At 70.1% G+C, this 21,578-nt stretch carries 16 protein-coding genes; 7 read left to right on the top strand and 9 right to left on the bottom strand.

Annotation, left to right across the window (positions count from 1 at the left end):
* Positions 1-185: 185 nt before the first annotated feature.
* The 3 genes from G6N75_RS14710 to G6N75_RS14700 are packed head-to-tail and all read left to right on the top strand — an operon-like array spanning position 186 to position 2,583.
* On the top strand, positions 186-1,118 hold the full coding sequence (locus G6N75_RS14710) for a homoserine kinase (protein ID WP_165349101.1): 933 nt from the start codon (positions 186-188) through the stop codon (positions 1,116-1,118).
* A 5-nt stretch (positions 1,119-1,123) separates the two neighbouring features.
* On the top strand, positions 1,124-2,032 hold the full coding sequence (gene rarD, locus G6N75_RS14705; RefSeq protein WP_165349100.1) for an EamA family transporter RarD: 909 nt from the start codon (positions 1,124-1,126) through the stop codon (positions 2,030-2,032).
* Positions 2,029-2,583, top strand: coding sequence for a nuclease-related domain-containing protein (locus tag G6N75_RS14700; RefSeq protein WP_165349099.1), 555 nt, complete (start codon positions 2,029-2,031; stop codon positions 2,581-2,583). The genes rarD and G6N75_RS14700 overlap by 4 nt, the downstream gene beginning before the upstream one ends.
* Before the next feature lie 10 nt (positions 2,584-2,593).
* Here G6N75_RS14700 and G6N75_RS14695 read toward each other — a convergent pair whose 3' ends face one another.
* Genes G6N75_RS14695 through G6N75_RS14685 form a run of 3 tightly spaced genes read right to left on the bottom strand, consistent with a single transcriptional unit; the run spans position 2,594 to position 6,288 of the window.
* Complete coding sequence (locus G6N75_RS14695) at positions 2,594-4,021, bottom strand: M20 family metallopeptidase (RefSeq protein WP_165349098.1); 1,428 nt, start codon at positions 4,019-4,021, stop codon at positions 2,594-2,596.
* Positions 4,022-4,063: 42 nt separating this feature from the next.
* The gene (locus G6N75_RS14690) at positions 4,064-4,843 is read right to left on the bottom strand and encodes a TatD family hydrolase (RefSeq protein ID WP_165349097.1); all 780 of its coding nucleotides are present in this window, start codon (positions 4,841-4,843) and stop codon (positions 4,064-4,066) included.
* The gene (locus G6N75_RS14685; protein ID WP_165349096.1) at positions 4,840-6,288 is read right to left on the bottom strand and encodes a wax ester/triacylglycerol synthase family O-acyltransferase; all 1,449 of its coding nucleotides are present in this window, start codon (positions 6,286-6,288) and stop codon (positions 4,840-4,842) included. Before G6N75_RS14685 ends, G6N75_RS14690 begins: the two co-directional genes overlap by 4 nt.
* Before the next feature lie 127 nt (positions 6,289-6,415).
* Between G6N75_RS14685 and G6N75_RS14680 the strand changes: the two genes are divergently transcribed.
* From G6N75_RS14680 to G6N75_RS14665, 4 genes are all read left to right on the top strand, one after another.
* Entirely contained in the window at positions 6,416-8,440 is a 2,025-nt protein-coding gene (locus G6N75_RS14680; RefSeq protein ID WP_165349095.1) for an NADPH-dependent 2,4-dienoyl-CoA reductase, read from the top strand.
* Positions 8,437-9,183 (top strand): SprT family zinc-dependent metalloprotease, encoded by a 747-nt coding sequence (locus G6N75_RS14675; RefSeq protein WP_165349094.1) that lies wholly within the window; start codon positions 8,437-8,439, stop codon positions 9,181-9,183. The genes G6N75_RS14680 and G6N75_RS14675 overlap by 4 nt, the downstream gene beginning before the upstream one ends.
* 59 nt (positions 9,184-9,242) lie before the next feature.
* A complete protein-coding gene (locus G6N75_RS14670) occupies positions 9,243-10,880 on the top strand; it encodes a tetratricopeptide repeat protein (protein ID WP_165349093.1) in 1,638 nt (545 codons plus the stop codon).
* Positions 10,881-10,975: 95 nt separating this feature from the next.
* Positions 10,976-13,021, top strand: coding sequence for an alpha/beta fold hydrolase (locus G6N75_RS14665; protein WP_165349092.1), 2,046 nt, complete (start codon positions 10,976-10,978; stop codon positions 13,019-13,021).
* Positions 13,022-13,061: 40 nt separating this feature from the next.
* Here G6N75_RS14665 and G6N75_RS14660 read toward each other — a convergent pair whose 3' ends face one another.
* The 6 genes from G6N75_RS14660 to purB form a co-directional block, all read right to left on the bottom strand.
* Positions 13,062-14,351, bottom strand: a complete 1,290-nt coding sequence (locus tag G6N75_RS14660) for an Nramp family divalent metal transporter (protein ID WP_346765542.1) — start codon at positions 14,349-14,351, stop codon at positions 13,062-13,064.
* A gap of 52 nt (positions 14,352-14,403) precedes the next feature.
* The gene (locus tag G6N75_RS14655) at positions 14,404-15,141 is read right to left on the bottom strand and encodes an NAD-dependent deacylase (protein ID WP_165349090.1); all 738 of its coding nucleotides are present in this window, start codon (positions 15,139-15,141) and stop codon (positions 14,404-14,406) included.
* Positions 15,142-15,154: 13 nt separating this feature from the next.
* Positions 15,155-17,908, bottom strand: coding sequence for an aconitate hydratase AcnA (gene acnA, locus G6N75_RS14650; protein WP_165349089.1), 2,754 nt, complete (start codon positions 17,906-17,908; stop codon positions 15,155-15,157).
* Positions 17,909-17,992: 84 nt separating this feature from the next.
* Positions 17,993-19,126, bottom strand: coding sequence for a tRNA 2-thiouridine(34) synthase MnmA (mnmA, locus tag G6N75_RS14645; RefSeq protein ID WP_165349088.1), 1,134 nt, complete (start codon positions 19,124-19,126; stop codon positions 17,993-17,995).
* A gap of 41 nt (positions 19,127-19,167) precedes the next feature.
* The gene (locus G6N75_RS14640; protein WP_165349087.1) at positions 19,168-20,124 is read right to left on the bottom strand and encodes a GNAT family N-acetyltransferase; all 957 of its coding nucleotides are present in this window, start codon (positions 20,122-20,124) and stop codon (positions 19,168-19,170) included.
* A gap of 6 nt (positions 20,125-20,130) precedes the next feature.
* Positions 20,131-21,498, bottom strand: coding sequence for an adenylosuccinate lyase (gene purB, locus G6N75_RS14635; protein ID WP_165349086.1), 1,368 nt, complete (start codon positions 21,496-21,498; stop codon positions 20,131-20,133).
* Between the last annotated feature and the right edge of the window lie 80 nt (positions 21,499-21,578).

Raw genomic sequence — 21,578 nt, 5'->3', positions numbered from 1 at the left:
TGCCCCGGCGCACATTGCTTTCGGCAATCGCGGGGAGTAACTTTGATGGTATTCGCCGGCGGCACAGAGCAAGAAGCAACAGGCTGCGGCGTTTCGATCCCGCCCTTCGTGGCGGGGTCTTTTTTTCCAGCGTATGCGGAAGCTGCTAAATTGCGGCTTGGCCGCCGGTCCCGGGACGCTGCCTGATGTCGACCGTAACCGCTTTTGCCCCTGCTTCCGTCGGCAATGTCGGCGTGGGCTTCGACGTGCTCGGCCACGCCATCGAGGGCGTGGGCGACACGGTGACGCTGCGGCGGCGAGCCGGGAACGGCATCACTTTCGCGGCCATCAGCGGCGTGATCACCGAGTTGCCTCACGACGTCGAGGCGAATGCGGCGTCCCGCCCGCTGCTGCGGATGGCGCGCGACTTCGATCTGGCCGGCGGGCTGGAGATCGAACTCCACAAGGGCATCCCGCTGGGATCCGGGATGGGCGGGTCCGCTGCCTCGGCGGTGGCCGCGGTAGTGGCGGCCGATGCCTTGTGGGAGCTCGGGCTGGACCGGCAACGCCTGCTCGGCTACGCGCTGGAAGGGGAGACCGCGGCCAGCGGGGAGGCCCATCCGGACAATGCCGCGGCGTCCATGTTCGGCGGGCTGGTGCTGAGCGAGCCGGGACCGCCATGGCACTGCACGCGCCTGCCGGTACCCGCCGGGCTGGCCTGTGTGCTGTGCCATCCGGAACTCGAGGTGCACACCCGGGATGCGCGCCAGATCCTGGCCGAGACGGTGCCGCGGGCCGCCTGGGTGCGGCAGTCGGCCTGGCTGGCCGGGTTCGTGGCGGGCTGCAGCCGGGGCGACCTGGTGCAGATCGGCCGCTGCCTGCGCGACGAGATCATCTGGCCGCAGCGCGCCTGCCTGGTGCCGGGCGCCGCCGCGGCGCTTGACGCCGCGCGGGAGGCCGGCGCGCTCGGCGGCTCCCTTTCGGGCAGCGGTCCCGCGGTGTTTGCATGGACGAGGTGGCCGCAGGCGGAGGCAGTGGCGGCGGCCATCACCGGCAGCTTCGCCCGGGCCGGGATTCCCTGCGAGCACTGGATTTCCACCCCGGACGCACCGGGCGCCCGCGTCCTGCAGCGGGGCTGAGCGTCATGGCGGACGCAACCCGGGTCGGCTCGATCTACGCGGTCGCCGCCTTCGGCTTCTGGGGCCTGACGCCGATCTACTACAAGCTGTTGCCGCACGTGCCGCCGGCCGAGATCCTGGCTCACCGGGTCGTGTGGAGCGTGATCTTCGGCGCCGCTTTCGTGACGCTGGCGCGCAGCTGGGGCGCAGTGCGCAGCAGCCTGGCCGACCGGCGTACGCTCGCCGCGCTGGCGCTCACGGCGGCGCTGGTGAGCACCAACTGGCTGGTCTACATCTGGGCGATCGCTAACGAGCAGGTCATGTCCACCAGCCTCGGCTATTACATCAATCCGCTGGTGAACGTGCTGCTGGGGATGCTGTTCCTGGGCGAGAAGCTGAACCGGCCGCGCATGGTGGCGGTGTTCCTGGCGGTGGCCGGGACCACCAGCCTGGCGCTGGAAGTCGGCAGCCTGCCCTGGGTCTCGCTGACGCTGGCCTTCAGCTTCGGTTTCTACGGCCTGATCCGCAAGCGCCTGGGCCTGCCCGGCCTGGCGGCCCTGTTCGTCGAGACGCTGCTGGTGGCGCCGCTGGCGCTGCTGGCGCTGGGCTGGTTCCACCGGGACGGGCAGGGCGCCTTCGGTTCCGACCCGGGCACGAGCCTGCTGCTGGTGCTCGCCGGGCCGGTCACGCTGCTGCCGCTGCTGTGGTTCGCGGAGGCCGCCCGCCGCCTGCCCCTGGTGACGGTCGGTTTCTTCCAGTACCTGGGTCCCACCCTGACCTTCCTGCTCGCGGCCCTGGTCTACGACGAACCGTTCACCTTCGCCTGGGCGGTGACCTTCGGCCTGATCTGGACGGCGCTGGCGGTGTTCAGCGCGGACAGCCTGCGGACGCGGGAACGCCTCCGCCGGGCCGCGCGCGCGGCGGCGGCCTCATGAGCTGGCTGGAGGCCAATGCCTACTGGCTGTTGCCGGTGGTGCTGGTGACGCTGGCGACCGCGGCCGTGGCGGGATGGTGGTACCGGCGGCGTGACACGCTGGACCGGCTGTTGGGCAAGATCGCCTGGGCGCGGCTGGTCGACGTGGTGGTGCCGGACGACGTCGACGGCGAAATTCATCTCGACCTCGCGCTGCTCACGCCGAAGGGCATCCTGGTGCTGGAAGTGCGCCGCGGTGCCGGCACCCTGTTCTGGGGCGAGCAACTGGATTACTGGACGCTGCTGGACGGCAGGCGGCGCGACCGCATCCGCAACCCGCTGCCGGGTCTGCGCGCCCGGCGTCACGCCGTCCACGCCCTCGCGCCGCGGGTGCCGGTCAGCGGGCGCGTGCTGCTGCTGGGGCCGGTAGAAATATCAGGCGCCGGGCCGCCGGGCGTCATGACGCCCGAGGCGCTGGCGGCAGAGTTTGCCCGGCCGCCGGGCGCCAAGGTCCCGCCCGAACTCGGCGAGGCCTGGGCCGCAGTCTCGGCCCAGGCGCGGCCGCTGGCCTGACTCGCGCCGCTCAGGCGGCGTCGGCCAGCTCCGCGCGGCGATAGTGATCGGCCAGCACGCGGGCCACGCAGGCCGTCAGGCGCTTCCCGGTCTCCAGGTGCAGGAACTCGTTCGGCCCGTGCGCATTCGAGTTCGGTCCCAGCACTCCGGTGACGAGGAACTGCACGCCGGGAAACTTCTCGCCGAGCATGCCCATGAACGGGATGCTGCCGCCGGTACCCATGTACAGGGCGGGCTTGCCGAAAAACGCCTCTGAAGCCGCCTGCATCGAGGCCTCGAGCCAGGGCGCGACGGGCGGTGCGTTCCACCCGCCCATCGAGGACTCGACCTCGAACTCGACTTCGGCTCCGAGTGGCGGATCGGTCTCGAGAACTTTCTTCACCACCGCCGCGGCCTGCACCGGGTCCGTAGTCGGCGGCAGCCGGAAGGACAGCTTCAGCGCGGTCCAGGGCCGCAGCGTATTGCCGGCCGCGCCCGGCGTCGGCATGCCGGCCCCGCCGGTCACCGACAGGGTGGGCCGCCAGGTGTTGTTGAGCAGCAGCTCGACCGGGTCGGTGGTCACCGGACGGGTGCCGCCGGCCCACGGGAAGCGCCGGTGCACGCCCTCGCCCAGCACTTCGGCCGCGGCCCTGGCCTGGACCAGCCGGGCTTCCGGGACCTCGCCCTGCAATTCAGGAATGCGGCTTTCGCCGGTCTCGGGGTCCTCCAGGCGATCGAGTAGCAGCCGCAGCACGCGAAAGCTGGAGGGCACGATGCCGCTGGCGCCGCCGGAGTGCACGCCCTCCGTCAGCACCGCGGCCTTCAGCGTGCCGGTCAGGTTGCCGCGCAGCGAAGTGGTGGTCCAGAGCTGCTGGTAGTTGCCGCATTCGGCGTCGAGGCAGACCACGAGGGTCGGGGTGCCGATGCGCTCTTCCAGGTGCTCGATATAGTGGGGCAGGTCGAAACTGCCGCTTTCTTCGCAGCCTTCGATGAGCACCACGCAGCGGGCATGCGGCACGCCCTGTTCCTGCAACGCCCGGATGGCGGCCAGTGAACCGAAGACGGCATAGCCGTCGTCGGCGCCGCCCCGTCCGTACAGCTTGCCGTCACGAATCACCGGCTCCCACGGGCTCAGCCCGTTGCTCCAGCCGTCGAACTCGGGCTGCTTGTCGAGATGGCCATAGAGCAGCACGGTGTCGTCGTTCCGGCCCTCGACCTCGATGAACAGCAGCGGCGTGCGGCCCTGCAGGCGCACGATCTCGACCTTCATGCCCTCGATCGGCTGCTGCCGGCACCACTCGGCCAGCAATTCGGCGGCCTCGTCCATGTACCCGTGCTTGGCCCACTCGGGATCGAAACCGGGTGACTTGGCGGGAATCCGCACGTAGTCGCACAACGTCGGGATGATGCTCTCGTCCCAGATCTGCTGGCTGAACTTGAGGGCCTTGGCGTTATCCATGTTCTGGCTCCGTGGCATGAGGCGAATCTGCCGCCGATTGTACTAGAGACCGAAGAGGCGCTCGGCATTGCGGCTGCTGGCCTCGGCGAGGCGCTCCGGCGCGACGCCCATGAGGCGCGCAAGTACCAGCAGGACGTGCGGCAGGTGCATCGGTTCGTTGCGGCGCGAGCGCGGCCTGGGGTCCAGATCCCGCGGCAACAGGTAGGGCGCATCGGTCTCGATCAGGACCCGGTCCAGGGGCAGGTAGCGGGCAGCCGCGCGCAGCGCGTCGCCCCGGCGCTCGTCGCAGATCCAGCCGGTGATCCCGACGTAGAGCCCGCGCTCGAGATAAGCCGCGAGTTCCTCGCGCCCGCCGGTGAAACAGTGGGCGACGCCGGGCGGCAGGTGCGGGCACTCGTCGAGAATGCCCAGGAAACGATCGTGGGCGTCGCGCTGGTGCAGGAACACGGGCAGGCCGGTCTCGATGGCGAGTCCCAGCTGCAGTCGAAAGGCCTCTTCCTGGCGGTCGCGCGGCGAGAAGTCGCGAAAGAAGTCCAGGCCGCACTCGCCCACGGCGACGGCCTGCGCCTGTGCCAGCAGTTCGCGCAACTGCGGCAGGTGGCTCGCGTCCACCTCCGCCGCGTGGTGCGGGTGCACGCCGACGGTGGCGTAGAGCCCGTCGACGCCGGCCGCGAGTTCGACCGCGGCGGCGCTGGAGGCGAGCGTGCTCCCGGTGACGATCATCCGGCCGACACCGGCGGCGCGGGCACGGGCGATGACCGCGTCCCGGTCGGCGTCGAAGCTGTCGTGGGCGAGATTGACCCCGATGTCGACCAGGTTCATTGCTCGGTCGCAGGCTTCCTGGCGCGGCGCTTGCGTGCCGGGGCCTTCTTTTTCACCGGCGCGGCCTCGAGCACGGCCCGGACTTCCTCTTCCAGTGACTCCATGGCTTCGTACAGGTAACCGCGGACTTCGGGCAGGTGGGGCATGGCCTCGTAGCCGGCGATCATGCCGAAGAACAGGCGGCCGGCATAGCTGTAGACGGTGATGTTCAGCACCATGTCCGGCGGGATGGTCGAGATCGGGAACACCTCTTCCAGCCGGGCGCCCTTGAGGTAGAGCTTCACCGGGGAGCCGGGGAGGTTGGAGATCAGGATATTGCCGGCCGGTGGCACCATCGCCGAGACGTGCAGGATGTCGACCGCGATGGCCGCGCCCTGGATCAGCAGCGTGTAGGCCATGACGGTTTCCCGCGACAGCTCCAGCAGGGCGTCCTTCATGTCCGCGGTCGAGCGATGGATCTCCCGCAGGCGCTTGAGGGGATTGCGGGTGACGCCGGCGAGCCGCACCGGGATGATGCCGAGGATGTTGGTCGACGAGTTCTCGCCGGGCCGCCGCAGGTTGACCGGCAGCTGGGCCACCAGCGGGCTGCGCGGCAATTCGGCATGGCGGGCCAGGTAGCGGCGCAGGGCGATGTCGCACAGGGTCACGACGACGTCGTTCAGGGTGGTGCCGGTGGAGCGCGCCACCGCCTTGAGGCGCTCGATCTCAATGCTGCCGCCGGCGATGCGCCGCGCCCGCGTGATGTGGCCGTTGAGGGCCGTGCGCGGCGCGGTGAACGGCACGTCGAGCGCGGAGCGGCCGAGTCCCAGCCGGTCGAGGGCCATCTTGCCGGCCAGCCCCGACAATTCCCGGCCCATGGTCAGGATGGATCTCAGGTTGCCGCCGATGCCGACGAGCGCTGCACGGATGTCCCGATGGGGATGCTCGCGCGCCGCGCCGCTGGCCGTATGCCAGAAGGCGCGCACTTCCTGGTCGTCGGGGTCTTCGGTCAGGGCGGCATTCGCCAGCCGCACCAGCGTGGCGCCGTCGCAATAGGCGTGGTGGATCTTGGTGTAGATGGCGAAGCAACCGTCATCCAGCCCTTCGACGAAGTGCAATTCCCACAGCGGATGCTCGCGGTCCAGCATGAAAGCGTGCAGGCGGGAGGCGAGATCGGCCAGCTGCCGGCGGCTGCCCGGCGCGGGCAGGGCGGAGCGGCGGACATGGAAGCGCAGGTCGAAGTTGCGGTCGGGCACCCATTCCGGCATGCCGGTCAGCGATACCTTGAGCCGCTGGTTGAACGGCTTGCCCACCCGGTGCCGGCCCAGCGCGGCGATCAGGTCACCGACGAAGTCGCCGGCATAGCCCTCGGGGGGGCGGAAGATCTGCAGCGAGCCCACGTGGTGAGGGCTGTCGGCGGTCTCCGTCAGCAGGAAGGCGTAGTCGGTGATGGAAATGCGGCTCATCGGGGGCTCCGTCGACGCGCAAATGGTACAACAGCCGGAGGCGCTCTTGGGGGCGGGTCCGGGTCGCGTTGGCCGGCCGCGGCGCGAGCGGTATAGTCGGTCCGGTTTTCCCACCGGTGCCGTTCGCATGACCGCTTACCCCCACTTGCTCGCGCCCCTCGACCTGGGTTTCACCACCCTGCCCAACCGGGTCCTGATGGGCTCGATGCATACCGGGCTGGAGGACCGCGCCGCCAGCTACCCGAAGCTCGCCGCCTACCTCGCGGAGCGCGCCGCCGGCGGGGCGGGGCTCATCGTGACCGGCGGGATTGCGCCGAACATCGCCGGCTGGGTGGCGCCGTTCGCCGGCAAGCTCTCCGCCCGGCGCGAGGTGCCGCGCCACCGGCTGGTCACCAATGCCGTGCACGAGGCCGGCGGCCGCGTGTGCATGCAGATCCTGCATGCGGGACGCTACGCCTACCATCCGCTGTCGGTCGCGCCCTCGCCGCTGAAGTCGCCCATCACGCCTTTCAAGCCGCGCGGCCTCAGCGCGCGCGGGGTCGAGTCGCAGATCCGGGCCTTCGCGCGCTGCGCTGCGCTGGCGCGCGAGGCCGGCTACGACGGCGTGGAGATCATGGGTTCCGAGGGTTACCTGATCAATGAGTTCATCGCGGCGCGCACCAACCGGCGCGACGACGCCTGGGGCGGCGACTTCGAGCGGCGCAGCCGCTTCCCGGTGGAGATCGTGCGGCGCGTGCGGGAGGCGGTGGGGCCGGACTTCATCATCATCTACCGGCTCTCCGCGCTGGACCTGGTGGAGGGAGGCAGCACCTGGGACGAGGTGATCGCGCTGGGCCGGGCGGTACAGGCGGCGGGGGCCACGATCATCAATACCGGCATCGGCTGGCACGAGGCGCGCATCCCCACCATCGCGACGCTGGTCCCGCGGGCGGCCTTCGCCTGGGTGACGGGGCGCCTGCGCGAGGCGCTTGACGTGCCGGTGGTGGCGACCAACCGCATCAACATGCCCGGAGTGGCGGAGGACATCCTGGCGCGTGGCGAGGCCGACATGGTCAGCCTGGCGCGCCCCTTCCTGGCGGACGCGGAATGGGTCCGCAAGGCGGCCGAGGGCCGGAGCGACGAGATCAATACCTGTATCGCCTGCAACCAGGCCTGCCTCGACCACACTTTCGCGGGCAAGCGCTCCAGTTGCCTGGTGAACCCGCGGGCCTGCCACGAGACGGAGCTGGTGGTCCGCCCGGCCGAGCGCCGGCTGCGGGTCGCGGTGGTGGGCGCTGGGCCGGCCGGGCTGGCCGCAGCGACCACGGCGGCCGAGCGCGGCCACCGGGTGACCCTGTTCGAGGCGGGCGCGGAGATCGGCGGCCAGTTCCAGCTGGCGCGGCGAATTCCCGGCAAGGAGGAGTTCGCCGAGACGCTGCGCTATTTTCGCCGCCGGCTGGAAGTCACGGGCGTCGAGCTGCGGCTGGGGCGCGCCGTGACGGCCGGCGAGCTGGCGCAGGGCGGTTTCGACCGGGTCATCGTGGCCACCGGCGTGCTGCCGCGTACGCCTGCCATCCCCGGCATCGACGGGCCGCAGGTGTTGTCCTACATCGACGTGCTGCTGGGCCGGCGGGAGGTTGGCCGGCGCGTCGCCATCATCGGCGCCGGCGGCATCGGGTTCGACGTCGCCACCTTCCTGTCACACCCGCATCACGGGGCGGCGCCGGTCGCCGAGTACAACCAGGAATGGGGCATCGACCCGGAGTGGTCGGTGCGCGGCGGGGTCGAGGGCGTCGACCCGCGGCCGGCGGACACCGGGCGCGAAATCTGGCTGCTCCAGCGCAAGCAGGGCAAGCCGGGCCGGGGGCTGGGCAAGACCACCGGCTGGGCGCATCGCCTCGGGTTGCAGCGCCGCGGCGTCCACATGATCCCGGGCGTGGAATACCTCGGCGTCGAGCCCGCCGGCCTGCGGGTCCGGATCAAGGACGAGGAACGCCTGCTGGAGGTCGATCACGTCGTGGTGTGCGCCGGCCAGGAGCCGCTCGATGCGCTGGCGCACGAGCTGGCGTCGCAGGGCGTCGCGGCCGACCTGGTCGGCGGCGCGCTCGAGGCCGCGGAGCTCGACGCCAAGCGGGCCATCGACCAGGCCACGCGCCTGGCGGCGGCCCTGTGAGCGCGGCGCCGGACAGCGGCCAGCTGGGCCTGTTCGGCACGCCGGATGACTACGTCGTGCGGCGCAGCCGCCGGGCGCGGCGGCTCTCGCTGCGGGTCTTCCCCCACGGCGTGGTCGAGGTCGTGGCCCCGGAACGCGCGGCGGAACGAACCATCCGCCGTTTCGTGGCCGATCACCAGGACTGGATCGGGCGCGCGCGGCGGGAGTTCGGCGTGGCGGCGGAGGGCTGCGGGGTCGAGCCGCCGCGGCAGATCCTGCTCGGCGCCGTCGGGGAACAATGGCAGGTTGAGTATCGGCCCGGTAACAGGCGCCTGCGCGTCGTGCCGGGCGTCGCCGGCGGTGAGCTCCAGCTGGCGGGCCCGGCCGACCCGCACTGGCGGGTGCAGCAGCTGCGCCGCTGGCTGCAGCGACGCGGTCGCGCAGTGCTGTCGCCCTGGCTGGCCGAGTTGAGTCGGGAGACCGGCCTGGCGTATCGCGCGGTGACCATCCGGCGCCAGCGCTCGCGCTGGGGCAGCTGCACTGCGCGCCACGACATCAGCCTGAATTGCGCGCTCCTCTTTCTCGAGCCGGCGCTGGTGCGCCAGGTCCTGCTGCACGAGCTTGCGCACACGCGCCACCTCGATCATTCGCCCGCCTTCTGGGGCCTGGTCGAACGCCTGGCGCCGGACTTCGAACAGGCCGAGAAGGCGCTGCGCGGCGCCTGGCGCAGCGTGCCCGCGTGGGTCAACCACGACCCGGGCTAGCCCCGTCGGCGGCCAAACTCTGTATGATGCCCGGAATGCTGCGCGGGGGGGCGTGAGCGATGGGTGACGAGGCGGAAAGAGCCGGTGCCGGCGGGTTGTTCGCGGAGCTGAAACGGCGACGCGTTATCCGGGTCGTAGTGCTGTACGCGATCGGCGGCTGGATCGTGATCGAGGTCGCTTCCACCGTGCTGCCCAACCTGAACGTCCCCGACTGGTCGGTGACGCTCGTCACGGCCCTGGTGATCCTGGGCTTCCTGCTGGCCGTGTCCCTGGCCTGGGCCTTCGACCTGGGACCCGAGGGCGTGCGCCGCACCCCGCCGCTGGCCCCCGGGAAGAATCCCGAACCGCCTGTGCCGGCGGCAGCCTCGGCGCCCGAGCCGGTCCCGCAGCCCGCGGCCAAGCCTGCAGACTCCCGCAAGTCCATTGCGGTGCTGCCCTTCGTCAACATGAGCGGCGATGCCGAGAACGAGTACTTCAGCGACGGCATCGCGGAGGAGATCCTGAACCTGCTGGTGAAGCTGCCCCAGCTGCGCGTGGCTTCGCGCACGTCCTCGTTCATCTTCAAGGGCAAGTCGGTCGGCATACCCGAAGTGGCTGAGAAGCTCGGCGTCGCCGCAGTGCTGGAAGGAAGCGTCCGGCGCGCCGGGGAGCGGGTGCGGATCACGGCCCAGCTGATCGATGCGGAAACCGACTCGCATCTCTGGTCCGAGACCTACGACCGCGAACTCAAGGACGTGTTCCAGATCGAGGACGACATCGCCAAGAGTATCGTCGACGCGCTGCAGATGACGCTGACGCCCAAGGAGCGCCGCGCCATCCAGGTCGTGTCCACGTCGGACGCCAAGGCCTACGACTATTACCTGCGCGGGCGCAGCTACATGTACACCATGACGCGCCGGGACTACGAGTGCGCGATCCGGATGTTCGAGCAGGCCATCGTGATCGACGACAAGTACGCGCTGGCCTATGCGGGCATCGGCGATGCCTACTCGCACCTGTACCGCTACGCCGAAGCGACGCAAGAGAACGTGCGCAAGGCGGTGGAAGCGAGCGAGAAAGCGGTCGAGCTGGATCCGGATTCTGCCGAAGCTCGCGCCTCGCACGGCCTGGCGATGTTCATCAGTGACGACTACGCGGCCGCCGAGCGCGAGTTCAGCCGGGCCATCGAGCTGAATCCCAACCTCTGGGAGCCGTACTATTACTTCGGTCTCGCCTGGTCTTCCAAGGGGGAGTTCGAGAAGGCGATCGAGATGTACAAGAAGGCGATGGAGGTCAATCCGGCCGACTACCAGGCGCCGATCTTCATTGCCCAGAGCTACGCCTCGCTGGGGCGCAAGCACGACGAGATGAAGGCCCGCCTCGCTTCGCTGGAGCAGATCCAGCGGCACCTCGACATGAACCCTCACGACACCCGCGCCCTCTATGTGGGCGCGAACCAGTTCGCCAACGTCGGCGAATTCGCCAAGGCGCAGGAGCTCGCCGAGCGGGCCCTGGGCCGCGACCAGGAGGAGCCGGTAGTGTTGTACAACGTGGCGTGTTTCTACGCCATGAAGGGCGACACCGACCGCGCCATGGAGCTGCTGGAGCGGGCGGTCGACAACGGCTGGGGCGACAAGGCCTGGCTGGAGACTGATCCGGACCTCGATTCGCTGCGCGAGGACACTCGCTTCCAGGCCCTGATGGCGGGCATTCACTAGCGGGTTTCGGCTTCAGCGCCGCCTGAGCAGCGGCCAACCATGAACGCCTTGGAGTGCAGACCGTCGCCTGGCGGAGTCGGGGGAGGGAGGTTTTTATGTCTGGTACCGTTATCGCCGCCGTCGCGGCACTGGCCGGTTCTGCCGCTTTCGCCCCGGACAGTGCCGAACCGCTGGCCTGGCACGACCTGCCCGGCCCGGTCGACCTGGTCTGTCCCTTTCGGGGCGAGATCGACTACGAGCCCGGCGAGATCGAATGCGGGTTCATCACCGTGCCGGAGAATCGCGCCGATCCCGGCAGCCGCCTGATCCGGCTGCACTTCGTGCGGATCGCCGCGACCGGAGACGAGAATACCGAGGCGGGCGCGGAGCCGGAGGTTCGCGACGACCCGATCATTTATCTCACCGGCGGTCCCGGCGTCGTGGTGGCGCCGTACGTTGAGCGCCTGCGCGAGCACGAGGTGGTCAGGCACCGCGACCTCTACATCCTCGAGCAACGCGGCATCGGCGCAAGCGGGGATTTCTGTCCCCATTTCAACGACACCAACCGGGCGGCGCTGTGGACCGAAAGCCTCTACGAGACCGAGGTCGCGGCGGGCGAGCGGATGCGGGCCTGTTTCCAGGCCGCGGCGGCGGCCGGCATCGACCTGTCGGGCTACAACACGATCGAGAATGCCCGCGACGTGCGGGCCCTGCGCGAGGCGCTCGGCCTGGAGCAGTGGAACGTCTGGGGCATCTCCTACGGCTCGATCCTGGGCCAGATGCTGCTGCGCGAAGACCCCGACGGCGTGCGTGCCATCGTCCTCGATGCCATTGTGCCGATCGATATAGGTGATCTCATGCGGATCGGCCGCTGGGGTAACCTGGTGCTCGAGAACATTCATTCCACCTGCGAGGACGCGTCGGTCTGTGAAAACCTGGTTGCGCGCGTCGACGCGGCGCTGGAGCGGGCCAAGGCCGACCCGGTGATCGTGGCGACAGACCAGGTCGAGCTGTTTCCCGCGGGAAAGGTCCGCTTCGGTGGCGAGATCCTCGCTTTCGCCCCGTTTTCCATGATGTACGAGCAGGACGCACATCCGGCCGTGCCCGCGGTCATGAATACGCTCATCAACGCCATCGAGACGCGCGACATGACCGTCTTCGAGCTGCTGGCTTCCGGCGGCGCGGGCGGGTCGGCCGGGATCCCGATTGCACTGGGCATGGCCAACGCGATCCGGTGCAATGACGGTTTCTATGCCTCCGCAGCCGAGGTGGCGGCCAGCGACCTCGAGGAAAACCCGCGCTTCCGGGGGGTGATTTTCACGCCGGAAGGGGCCGCCCACCAGGCGCGCGTGTGCGAGGAAGAGGGCTTGGGCCCGCGCCATCGGGAGGCTTACGCCCCGGTGGAGACGGATGTTCCCGCCCTGATCGTGAATGGCGGCTGGGACCCGGTGACCCCGCCCGCGCTGGCGCGCGCCATCCTGCCGGGCTTTGCCAACGGCCGCTATATCGAGGTGCCCTACGCGGGGCACGGCCCGACCCGCTCGATGAGCGAGTGCGCGGCCGGCGTATTGACGGCGTTTTTCGATGACCCCGACCCGGCCGTGCTCGACGCCGCCTGCCTGGAAGAAGGCGTGGCGCGGCCGGTCTATCTCGACCTGTTCCAGACCAGTGCGATCCGCCGCGCCGGGATCATGGCGGCCGACGATCCAAAGACCCTGGCGGGCCCCGGCGCCTGGGCGGGGGTCTCGCTGCTGGTGCTCATGATCGCCTTGGTCGCTTTCCCGCTAGCCTGGCTCACCCGCGCTGTCGACCGGCGCACAACCGGGGTTTCGGCGGTGCCGGCTGCCGGGGTCCAATGGCTGGCCTGGTTCGCGGCACTCAGCGGGCTCGGCTTCGCCGGACTGATGGGGTTTGCCGGCTACCAGGCCAGCGAGGTTTCTCAGTACGCCCTGCTGACGGGGCTCGCCCCGTTCGCGGCCATGGCGTCCTGGTTGAGCGTGCTTGCAGGGCTGTTCGGCCTGGCCGGTATCGTCCAAGTGTGGCGCGCGCGTTCCGGCGGGCGGGAGGTGCGCAGCGGGACCCTCGCCGGCGTCACCCTGACCGGACTGGCCGCGTTGTCGCTGATGGTGTTCGCTTTCGCCTGGGACCTGGCGCCGCTCTAGGCAAGGGGCCCGGAACGGCCGGCGTGTCGCAGGTCATCGCTCACCCTGCCAGCCGCCACCCGATCCAGGCGAGCGAGAACAAGGCGCCGGAGCCCAGGCCAAGCCATGCCAGGGCCAGCAGCGCCGGCCCGGGCCTCGCGTGCCGGGGCACGTGCGGGGCCGTGACCGCCCGCAGGGTGATCCAGGCGATCAGCGGCGCCGCGACAAAGGACAGGGTGGTGGCGAAGTCGATGAGGCGGGTGAACCCTTCGCCCGCGAACATGAGCACCAGCAGGGCGCCGCCGCTCACTACCCCGACGGCGGCGAGGTAGGGCCCGCGCCGCGGCGGCCGCGCCTCCGCGGCACCGGCCCCGGCGGCAGCGGCGCCGGCGATGGCGGCGAGCACGCGCGGATAGGCGTCGGCGACGGCCAGGGTGGTGCTGAACATCGTGCTCAGCGCGGCAATGGTGATCAGGGGCCGGCTCCAGTCCCCGAGGTTCCGGGCATAGAGCTCGACCAACTGGCCGGAGAACCCGACGGCGGAGTCAGCGAACTGGAGCCCGCTGGCATGCATGAGCAGGGCGCCGAGCATGAGGAACGCGGCAGCCAGCACCACGGCGCCCAGGTAGCCGAGGCGAAAGTCCAGCAGCGCCTCGGCCAGGCTCGGCTCGTGCCCCGTCTGGGCGGCCCGCTCGCGCGTCCACAGCGAGTTCCAGGCGGCGGCCTCGACCGGGATCGGCATCCAGCCGACCAGGGCCAGCAAAAAGGCGATTCCGGTCGCGCTGCCCAGGGCGGGCAGGCGGTCGAGGCCGCTGAGGCCGGTCCAGTCGGGGGTCTTGCCGAGGGCGAGGGCGAGCGCGGACAGGGTCGAGATCGCCAGCAGCGCCATGAGCAGCTTCATTGCCAGGTCGAGCCCACGGTAGTTCCCGACTGCGAGCAGGCCGATACAGAGGGCGAGCACGCCGGCAGCGAGGTACAGGGGCGGGGCATCGATGCCGAGCAGCAGTCCCGCGAGGCCCGCGGTCACCAGCGTGACCACCGCCAGCACAATGAACATGGTGCCGACCGTCACCAGGCCGAACAGCCACAGCGCCCATTTGCCGAGCCGCCGGTATCCCACCAAGAGGCTTTCGCCCGTGGCCGCGGCGTAGCGCGGGCCGAACTCGAGGAAGGGGTACTTGAGCAGGCAGGCCAGCAGCACCACCGGCAGCAGCAGCAGGCCGTACTCGGCGCCCGCGCGCGTCGACTGCACCAGGTGGGAGACACCCACCGCTGCGGCCGCCATCAACAGCCCTGGACCGAGGGCCTTGCGCAGGTTCGAGCCGCCTCGATGTGGAGGCTGTTCAGACACTATTTGAATAACTTAAACATGAGGATAGGGTCGTTATTTGAAGTGCTTTGTATCACAGGGCCGCGGCCAGTGCGGGGAGGGTGAGGGCAGCCGGGCCGGTCATGACGAAATCCGCCTGCGCACTCAGCGGCGTCGGGTGCAGGTTGACTTCCACCACCAGCGCGCCGCCCTGGCGCGCCACGTCAGGCAGTGCCGCGGCCGGCGTGACGAGGCCGGAGGTGCCGATGGCCAGGATTATGTCCGCCTCGCCGGCGGCGCGCCACGCCCGCTCCAGCGCGAGGGCGGGGATGGCTTCGCCGAACCACACCACCCCCGGTCCCATCAGGGCGCCGCACAGCGGGCAGGGCGGGGGCGCCGCCAGTTCCGGGTCGGGTTGCGGCGCCACGTGGTCGCAAGCCCGGCAGCGGTTGCTGAACAGGTTGCCGTGGAACTCGACGGCATCGGCGCTGCCCGCGCGCCGGTGCAGCCCGTCGACGTTCTGGGTCACCAGCAGGGTTTCCGGCAGCCGCGCTTCGAGGGCAGCGATGGCATAGTGCGCCGGGTTCGGCAGGACCGCGGCGACCTGGCGGCGGCGTTCCCGGTACCAGTCCCACACCAGCTGCGGGTCGCGTTGGAACGCCTCCGGAGTGGCCAGTTCCTCCGGGCGGAAACGCGCCCACAGGCCGGTCAGGGCATCGCGAAAGGTGGGCACGCCGCTCTCGGCGGAAACGCCTGAGCCGGTCAGGAAAACGACGCGGCCGGCCTGCCGGAGAGCATCCAGCAGGCCGGCCGGGAAGATTGCGGACGCCATGGGCGTCCTCTGCTCAGGCCGCCTGGTCGGCTGACGCGAGCTGGCGCAGCACGTAGTGCAGGATGCCGCCGTTCTGGTAGTAGTCCCGCTCCTTGGGCGTGTCGATCCGCACGCGGGCGGTGAAGACCACCGGTGCGGCGCCCTCGCGCTCCGCCGTCACCTTCACCTCGCTGGCGCTGCCGTCGCCGAGGCCTTCGATGGTGAAGGTCTCGGTGCCGTCCAGGCCGAGCGATGCGGCGCTGTCGCCCTCCTTGAACTGCAGCGGCAGCACGCCCATGCCGATCAGGTTGGAGCGATGAATGCGCTCGTAGCTCTCGGCGATCACGGCGCGCACGCCCAGCAGCTTGGTGCCCTTGGCAGCCCAGTCGCGCGACGAGCCCGAGCCGTATTCCTTGCCCGCCAGGATGACCAGCGGCGTGCCGTCCTGCTGGTAGCGCATGGCCGCGTCGTAGATCGCCATGATCTCGCCCGTCGGCAGGTAGCGTGTCCAGCCGCCTTCGACGCCGCCGGCGAGCTTGTTGCGCAGCCGGATGTTGGCGAAGGTGCCGCGCATCATGACCTCGTGGTTGCCGCGGCGGGAGCCGTAGGAATTGAAGTTGTCCGGATCGACGCCCTTGCTCACCAGGTACTTCGCGGCGGGGCTGTTGGAGGCGATGCTGCCGGCCGGCGAGATATGGTCGGTGGTGACGGAGTCGCCCAGCACGGCAAGCACGCGGGCGCCCTCGATCGGCTTGACCGCTTCAGGGGTCATGCTCATGCCCTCGAAATAGGGCGGGTTGCGGACGTAGGTCGAGGCTTCCGGCCAGTCGTAGATTTCGCCTTCCGGCACCGACAGCCCCTGCCAGTTGGCGTCGCCCTCGAAGACTTCGCCGTAGCTGCCCTGGAACATCGTGGAGTCGAGGCTCGACAGGATGGTGTCGTGCACCTCGTGCGCGGACGGCCAGATGTCCTTCAGGAACACCGGACCGTCCGGACCCTCGCCGAGCGGCTCCTTGAGCAGGTCGACGTCGAGGTTGCCCGCCAGGGCGTAGGCTACGACCAGCGGCGGCGAGGCGAGGTAGTTCATGCGGACCAGCGGGTGGATGCGGCCCTCGAAGTTGCGGTTGCCCGACAGCACTGAGGTGCCGACGATATCGTGCCGGGTGACGGCGTCGGCGATGTCTTCCGGCAGCGGGCCGGAGTTACCGATGCAGGTGGTGCAGCCGTAGCCCACCACGTTGAACCCCAGCGTCTCGAGGTCGTCCAGCAGCTGCGCTTTCTTCAGGTATTCCGTGACCACGCGCGAGCCGGGCGCGAGGCTGGTCTTCACCCAGGGCTTGACCTTGAGGCCCTTCGCCGCGGCGTTGCGGGCGAGCAGCCCGGCGGCCAGCATCACGGCGGGATTCGAGGTGTTGGTGCAGCTCGTGATGGCGGCGATCAGCACGGCACCGTCGCGCACCACGAACGCCTCGTCGCCCCGCGTCACTCGCGCCAGGCCCGGCGCCGGCGCCGAGGCCGGGTTGCCGACCGAGCCGTCGCCGCCCTCACTCACAAACCGTGACTCGGCGACGCCCTTGCTGTTCGCGCGGGCCGCCTCGATGGGCTGCAACTGCCTGAGGAACGCCGCCTTGGCGTCGGCCAGCAGGATGCGGTCCTGCGGGCGCTTCGGGCCGGCGATGCTCGGCTTGACCTCGGCCAGGTCGAGTTCGAGCACATCGGTGTACTCGGCCTCGCGCTGCCCGTCCTCGCGCCAGAGGCCCTGGGCCTGCGCATAGGCCTTGACCAGCGCGATGCGCTCCGCACTGCGCCCGGACAGCTCGAGATAGCGGATCGTCTCGGCGTCGATCGGGAAGATGGCGCAGGTGCTGCCGAACTCCGGCGACATGTTGCCCAGCGTGGCGCGGTCCGCCAGCGGGAGGTTGGACAGCCCGTCGCCGAAGAACTCGACGAACTTCCCGACCACGCCCTTCCGGCGCAGCATCTCGGTGACCGTGAGCACCAGGTCGGTGGCGGTCGCGCCCTCGGGCAGGCTGCCCGTGAGCCGGAAGCCGATGACCTGGGGGATCAGCATGGTGACGGGCTGGCCGAGCATCGCGGCTTCGGCCTCGATGCCGCCCACGCCCCAGCCCAGCACGCCGAGGCCGTTGATCATGGTCGTGTGGGAGTCGGTGCCGACCAGCGTGTCCGGGTAGGCGACGAGCTTGCCGTCCTTCTCGGTGTCGAACACCACGCGGGCCAGGTATTCCAGGTTCACCTGGTGCACGATGCCCGTATTGGGAGGCACCACCTTGAAGTTGTCGAAGGCATTCTGGCCCCAGCGCAGGAAGCTGTAGCGTTCCTGGTTGCGGCCGAACTCGATCTCGTTGTTGCGTTCGAGCGAGTCGGGCTTGCCGAAGGAATCGACCTGCACGGAGTGATCGATCACCAGCTCGGCAGGCGACAGGGGATTGATGGCCTCGGCGCGGCCGCCCAGCTTGACCACCGCGTCGCGCATGGCGGCCAGGTCCACCACCGCCGGCACGCCGGTGAAATCCTGCAGGATCACGCGGGCGGGCGTGAACGCGATCTCGGTCACGGGTTCGGCCTTCGGGTCCCAGTCCAGCAGCGCCTCGATGTCCTGCCGGGTGACGTTGATCCCGTCCTCGTGCCGCAACAGGTTTTCCAGCAGGATCCGCAGCGAATAGGGCAGGCGGGCGACCCGGTCCTTGCCGAGGCTGTCGAGCGACCAGATGCCGTATTCCTTGTCGTTGACCTTGAGCGCCGAGCGCGCGTCCACCGTGTCCTTCATGATTCCTCCGCGGAGAGTCGAGGGCGAGCCGCACCCGCGCTGCTGCGCGGGGCGAAGATAACCAGAGATTATAGCGGATAGGCCTCAGGCCGAGAGCGAGGTGCCGCCGGCGACCGCTACCGGTGGGTTCGCCGTGTCCGCCGCGTCGCCGACCGCGGCGATGGTAGCCCCGCCCAGGCAGACTGCACCGGCGTAGAACACGATGAACTGGCCCGGCGTCAGCGCCCGCTGCGGCCGGTCGAACACCACCGCCAGCCCGCCGCCTGGCGCCGGCGCTACCCGGCAGGGCTGGTCGGGCTGGCGGTGCCGCGTGCGGGCGGTGCAGTCCAGCGGCAGCCCGGGGGGCGTGCCGGCGATCCAGTGGGGGTGGGCGGCGAGCAGCCGTCGCTCGAGCAGGGCGGGGTGGTCGTGACCCTGGACGGCCACCAGGACATTGCGCTGCGGGTCCTTGCCCGCCACGTACCACGGCGCATCCGGGCGCCCGGCCACGCCGCCGATCTGCAGCCCCTGGCGCTGCCCCAGCGTGTAGCGGCTCAGGCCCGCATGGCGTCCCAGCAGCCGGCCCTCGGGGTCCTCGATGTCGCCCGGGCAATCCGGCAGGTGGCGGCCGAGGAACTCGGCGAAGGGGCGCTCGCCGATGAAGCAGATGCCGGTGCTGTCCTTGCGGTCGTGGTTGGGCAGGCCGCCGGCCTTGGCAATGGCCCGCACCTCGCGCTTGCGCAGGTCGCCGAGGGGGAAACGGGTCGCACGCAGCGCATCGCGGTCCACGGCGTGGAGGAAATAGGTCTGGTCTTTGCCCGCGTCGGCCGCCCTGAGCAGCCGCCCGCTGCCGTCGGTGCGGGCGTAATGGCCGGTCGCGATGAGCCCGGCGCCGAGGCGCCGCGCGTGGGCCAGGAAGCTGCCGAACTTGATCTCACGATTGCACAGGACGTCCGGATTGGGGGTCACGCCCTGCCGGTAGCCGTCGAGGAATGCCGCGAACACGCGCTCGCGGTACTCGCGCGAGAAATCGACGCGGTGCAGCGGGATGCCGAGCAGTTCGCAGACGGCGCGCGCGTCCTGGAAGTCTTCCGCCGCCTGGCAGTAGCCTTCCTCGTCTTCGGCCCAGTTCTGCATGAACAGACCTTCGACCGCGTGGCCGGCCTCGAGCAGGCGCAGCGCGGCGACGGAGGAATCGACCCCCCCGGAGAGCCCCACGATGATGCGCTGCCTGTTCATGACCCGCTATTGTACGACCGCCTCGCGACCGCGGGGATGGCTCAGATTCCCAGGTCCCTCAGCCGGCCGGCGCTCTCGCTCCGCTGCCACATCTCGTCGAACTCGGCGAGGTAGTGCTGCGCCATGCGGGGCTCACGGATGTCCGCGATGCCCTGCCAGCGGTCAGCACGGGCGCGGTACACCACGGCGGAGCGGTCGGCGATCATGAAAGCGTCCCCGCGCCCCTGGAACTGCCGGGGCAGCTCCCGGAACTCGATGAAGGTCGACAGGCGGCGGCCGACGTAGAGGAAGCGGTTGACCGAGTGCTGCACGCGCCCGGGCTCGCTGACCAGGACCCGGATGCGCGCATGGCTGCGCGACAGGACCAGCCGCTTCACGGCCTCGAGGAAGCCGGCCGTGTCGTAGACCCCGTGCTCGAGGTCCGGGGTGAAGATGGCCAGCGAGCGGCCGGCGAGCGCGGCGACGTCGGCGACCGCGAGGGCCAGCTCGGCCTTGCCGGTCACCAGGCGCCGGGTGCCCGTCGCTGCTGCGTCGGCTGCCGCCGGCACCGCCGCCAGCGACAGGCGCATCAGGCGGTGCGGGATGCCGGCTTCATCGAACTCCTCGCCCTCGGCCACGAAGCCGAAGCGGGCGTAGAAGCCGAGGACCGGCACCTGGCCATGCAGGTAGACCGATTCCAGGCCCCGGCTCCGGGCTGCCGCGAGCAGGCCCTGCAGGATCATCCCGCCCACGCCCCGCCCCCGCCAGGCGGGCAGCACGGCCATGCGGCCGATCTTGCCGGAGGGATGCAGCCGGCCCGTGGCGACGATGCCGTCCGCATCCGTCTCCCCCACCGCGTGCAGGCAAGCGGGATCGAGCCCGTCCCATTCTTCCGCTTCGCTGACGCGCTGCTCCTCCACGAAGACCCGCGTGCGCACGTTGCGCAGGCCGGCCTCGTCGGCCTCCCAGTCGGCCAGGCGGACCCGGAGCCCGGCCTTGTCAGCCAGGGGAGCGCGCATGGGCTGCTACAGCTCCCGGGCGAGCCGGGCGGCCAGTCCGGTGTAGGTGCCGGGGGTCAGGGACAGCAGCTGCTGCTTGGCGTCCAGCGGTATCTCGAGGCCCTGGATGAATTCCTGCAGCCGGGCCACATCGATGCGCTGGCCCCGGGTGAGGGCCTTGAGCTGTTCGTAGGGGTTCTCGAGGCCGTGGCGGCGCATCACCGTCTGGATCGCCTCGCCCAGCACCTCCCAGTTCTGGTCGAGGTCGGCGGCGAGCCGTTCGGGATCGGCCTCGATGCGCTCCAGGCCTTTCAGCACCGAGGCGCAGGCGATCAGCGTATGCGCCAGCGCGACGCCGATGTTGCGCAGCACCGTGGAGTCGGTGAGGTCGCGCTGCCAGCGGGACACCGGCAGCTTGGCGGCGAAATGTTCCAGCAGCGCATTGGCGATGCCGAGGTTGCCTTCCGCGTTCTCGAAGTCGATGGGATTGACCTTGTGCGGCATGGTGGACGAGCCGATTTCGCCGTCCACGGCGCGCTGCCGGAAGTAGCCCAGTGAGACGTAGCCCCAGACGTCCCGGCAGAGGTCGAGCAGCACGGTGTTGCAGCGGAGCAGGGCGTGGCAGTACTCGGCAATCCAGTCGTGGGGCTCGATCTGGGTCGTATAGGGATTGAACCCGAGGCCCAGGGAGGCGATGAAATCGCGCGCCACCGCCGGCCAGTCCACGTCGGGATAGGCCGCCAGGTGCGCGTTGTAGTTGCCGACCGCGCCATTGATCTTGCCCAGGATCTCCACCGCCAGGAAACCTTCCTTCTGGCGCCGCAGGCGCCAGGCGAGATTGGCGATTTCCTTGCCGAGGGTCGTCGGCGAGGCGGCCTGGCCATGGGTGCGCGAAAGCATCGGCAGGTCCGCGTAGCGATCCGCCAGCTCACCGAGGCGGAATACCAGGCGGCGGAACTCGGGCCCCAGCACCCGGTCCCGCGCATCGCGCAGCATCAGGGCGTAAGCGAGATTGTTGATGTCCTCGGAAGTGCAGGCGAAATGGACGAACTCGCGCAGGCGCCCGTCATGATCCACCGGGGCCAGCTGCTTCTTCAGGAAGTACTCGACCGCCTTGACGTCGTGGTTGGTCGTGCCTTCGATCGTCTTGACCTCGACCGCCTGCTCCAGGCTGAGGCCGCTGGCAAGCGATTCGAGCAGCTTGCCGGCCTCGCCCCCGACCGGTTCGAGCTCCACGATCCCCCGCTCCTGCGACAGCGCCATGAGCCAGCGGGCTTCCACCGCGACGCGGTAGCGGATCAGCCCGAATTCGCTGAAAACGGGGCGCAGCGGGGCTGCCTTCCCGGTGTAGCGTCCGTCGACGGGCGAGACCGCGGTAAGGGGATGAACTTGCATGGGATCGACGCCGAAGATGATACGATTGCGCCATCATACCGCATGGTCAGCTCCGGCCTGAATGGGTCTCTGGGCAGGCA

The sequence above is a fragment of the Thioalkalivibrio sp. XN8 genome, from assembly GCF_011058255.1.
Lineage (GTDB): Bacteria > Pseudomonadota > Gammaproteobacteria > Steroidobacterales > XN24 > XN24.
This window is presented reverse-complemented; position numbering and strand designations above follow the sequence as displayed.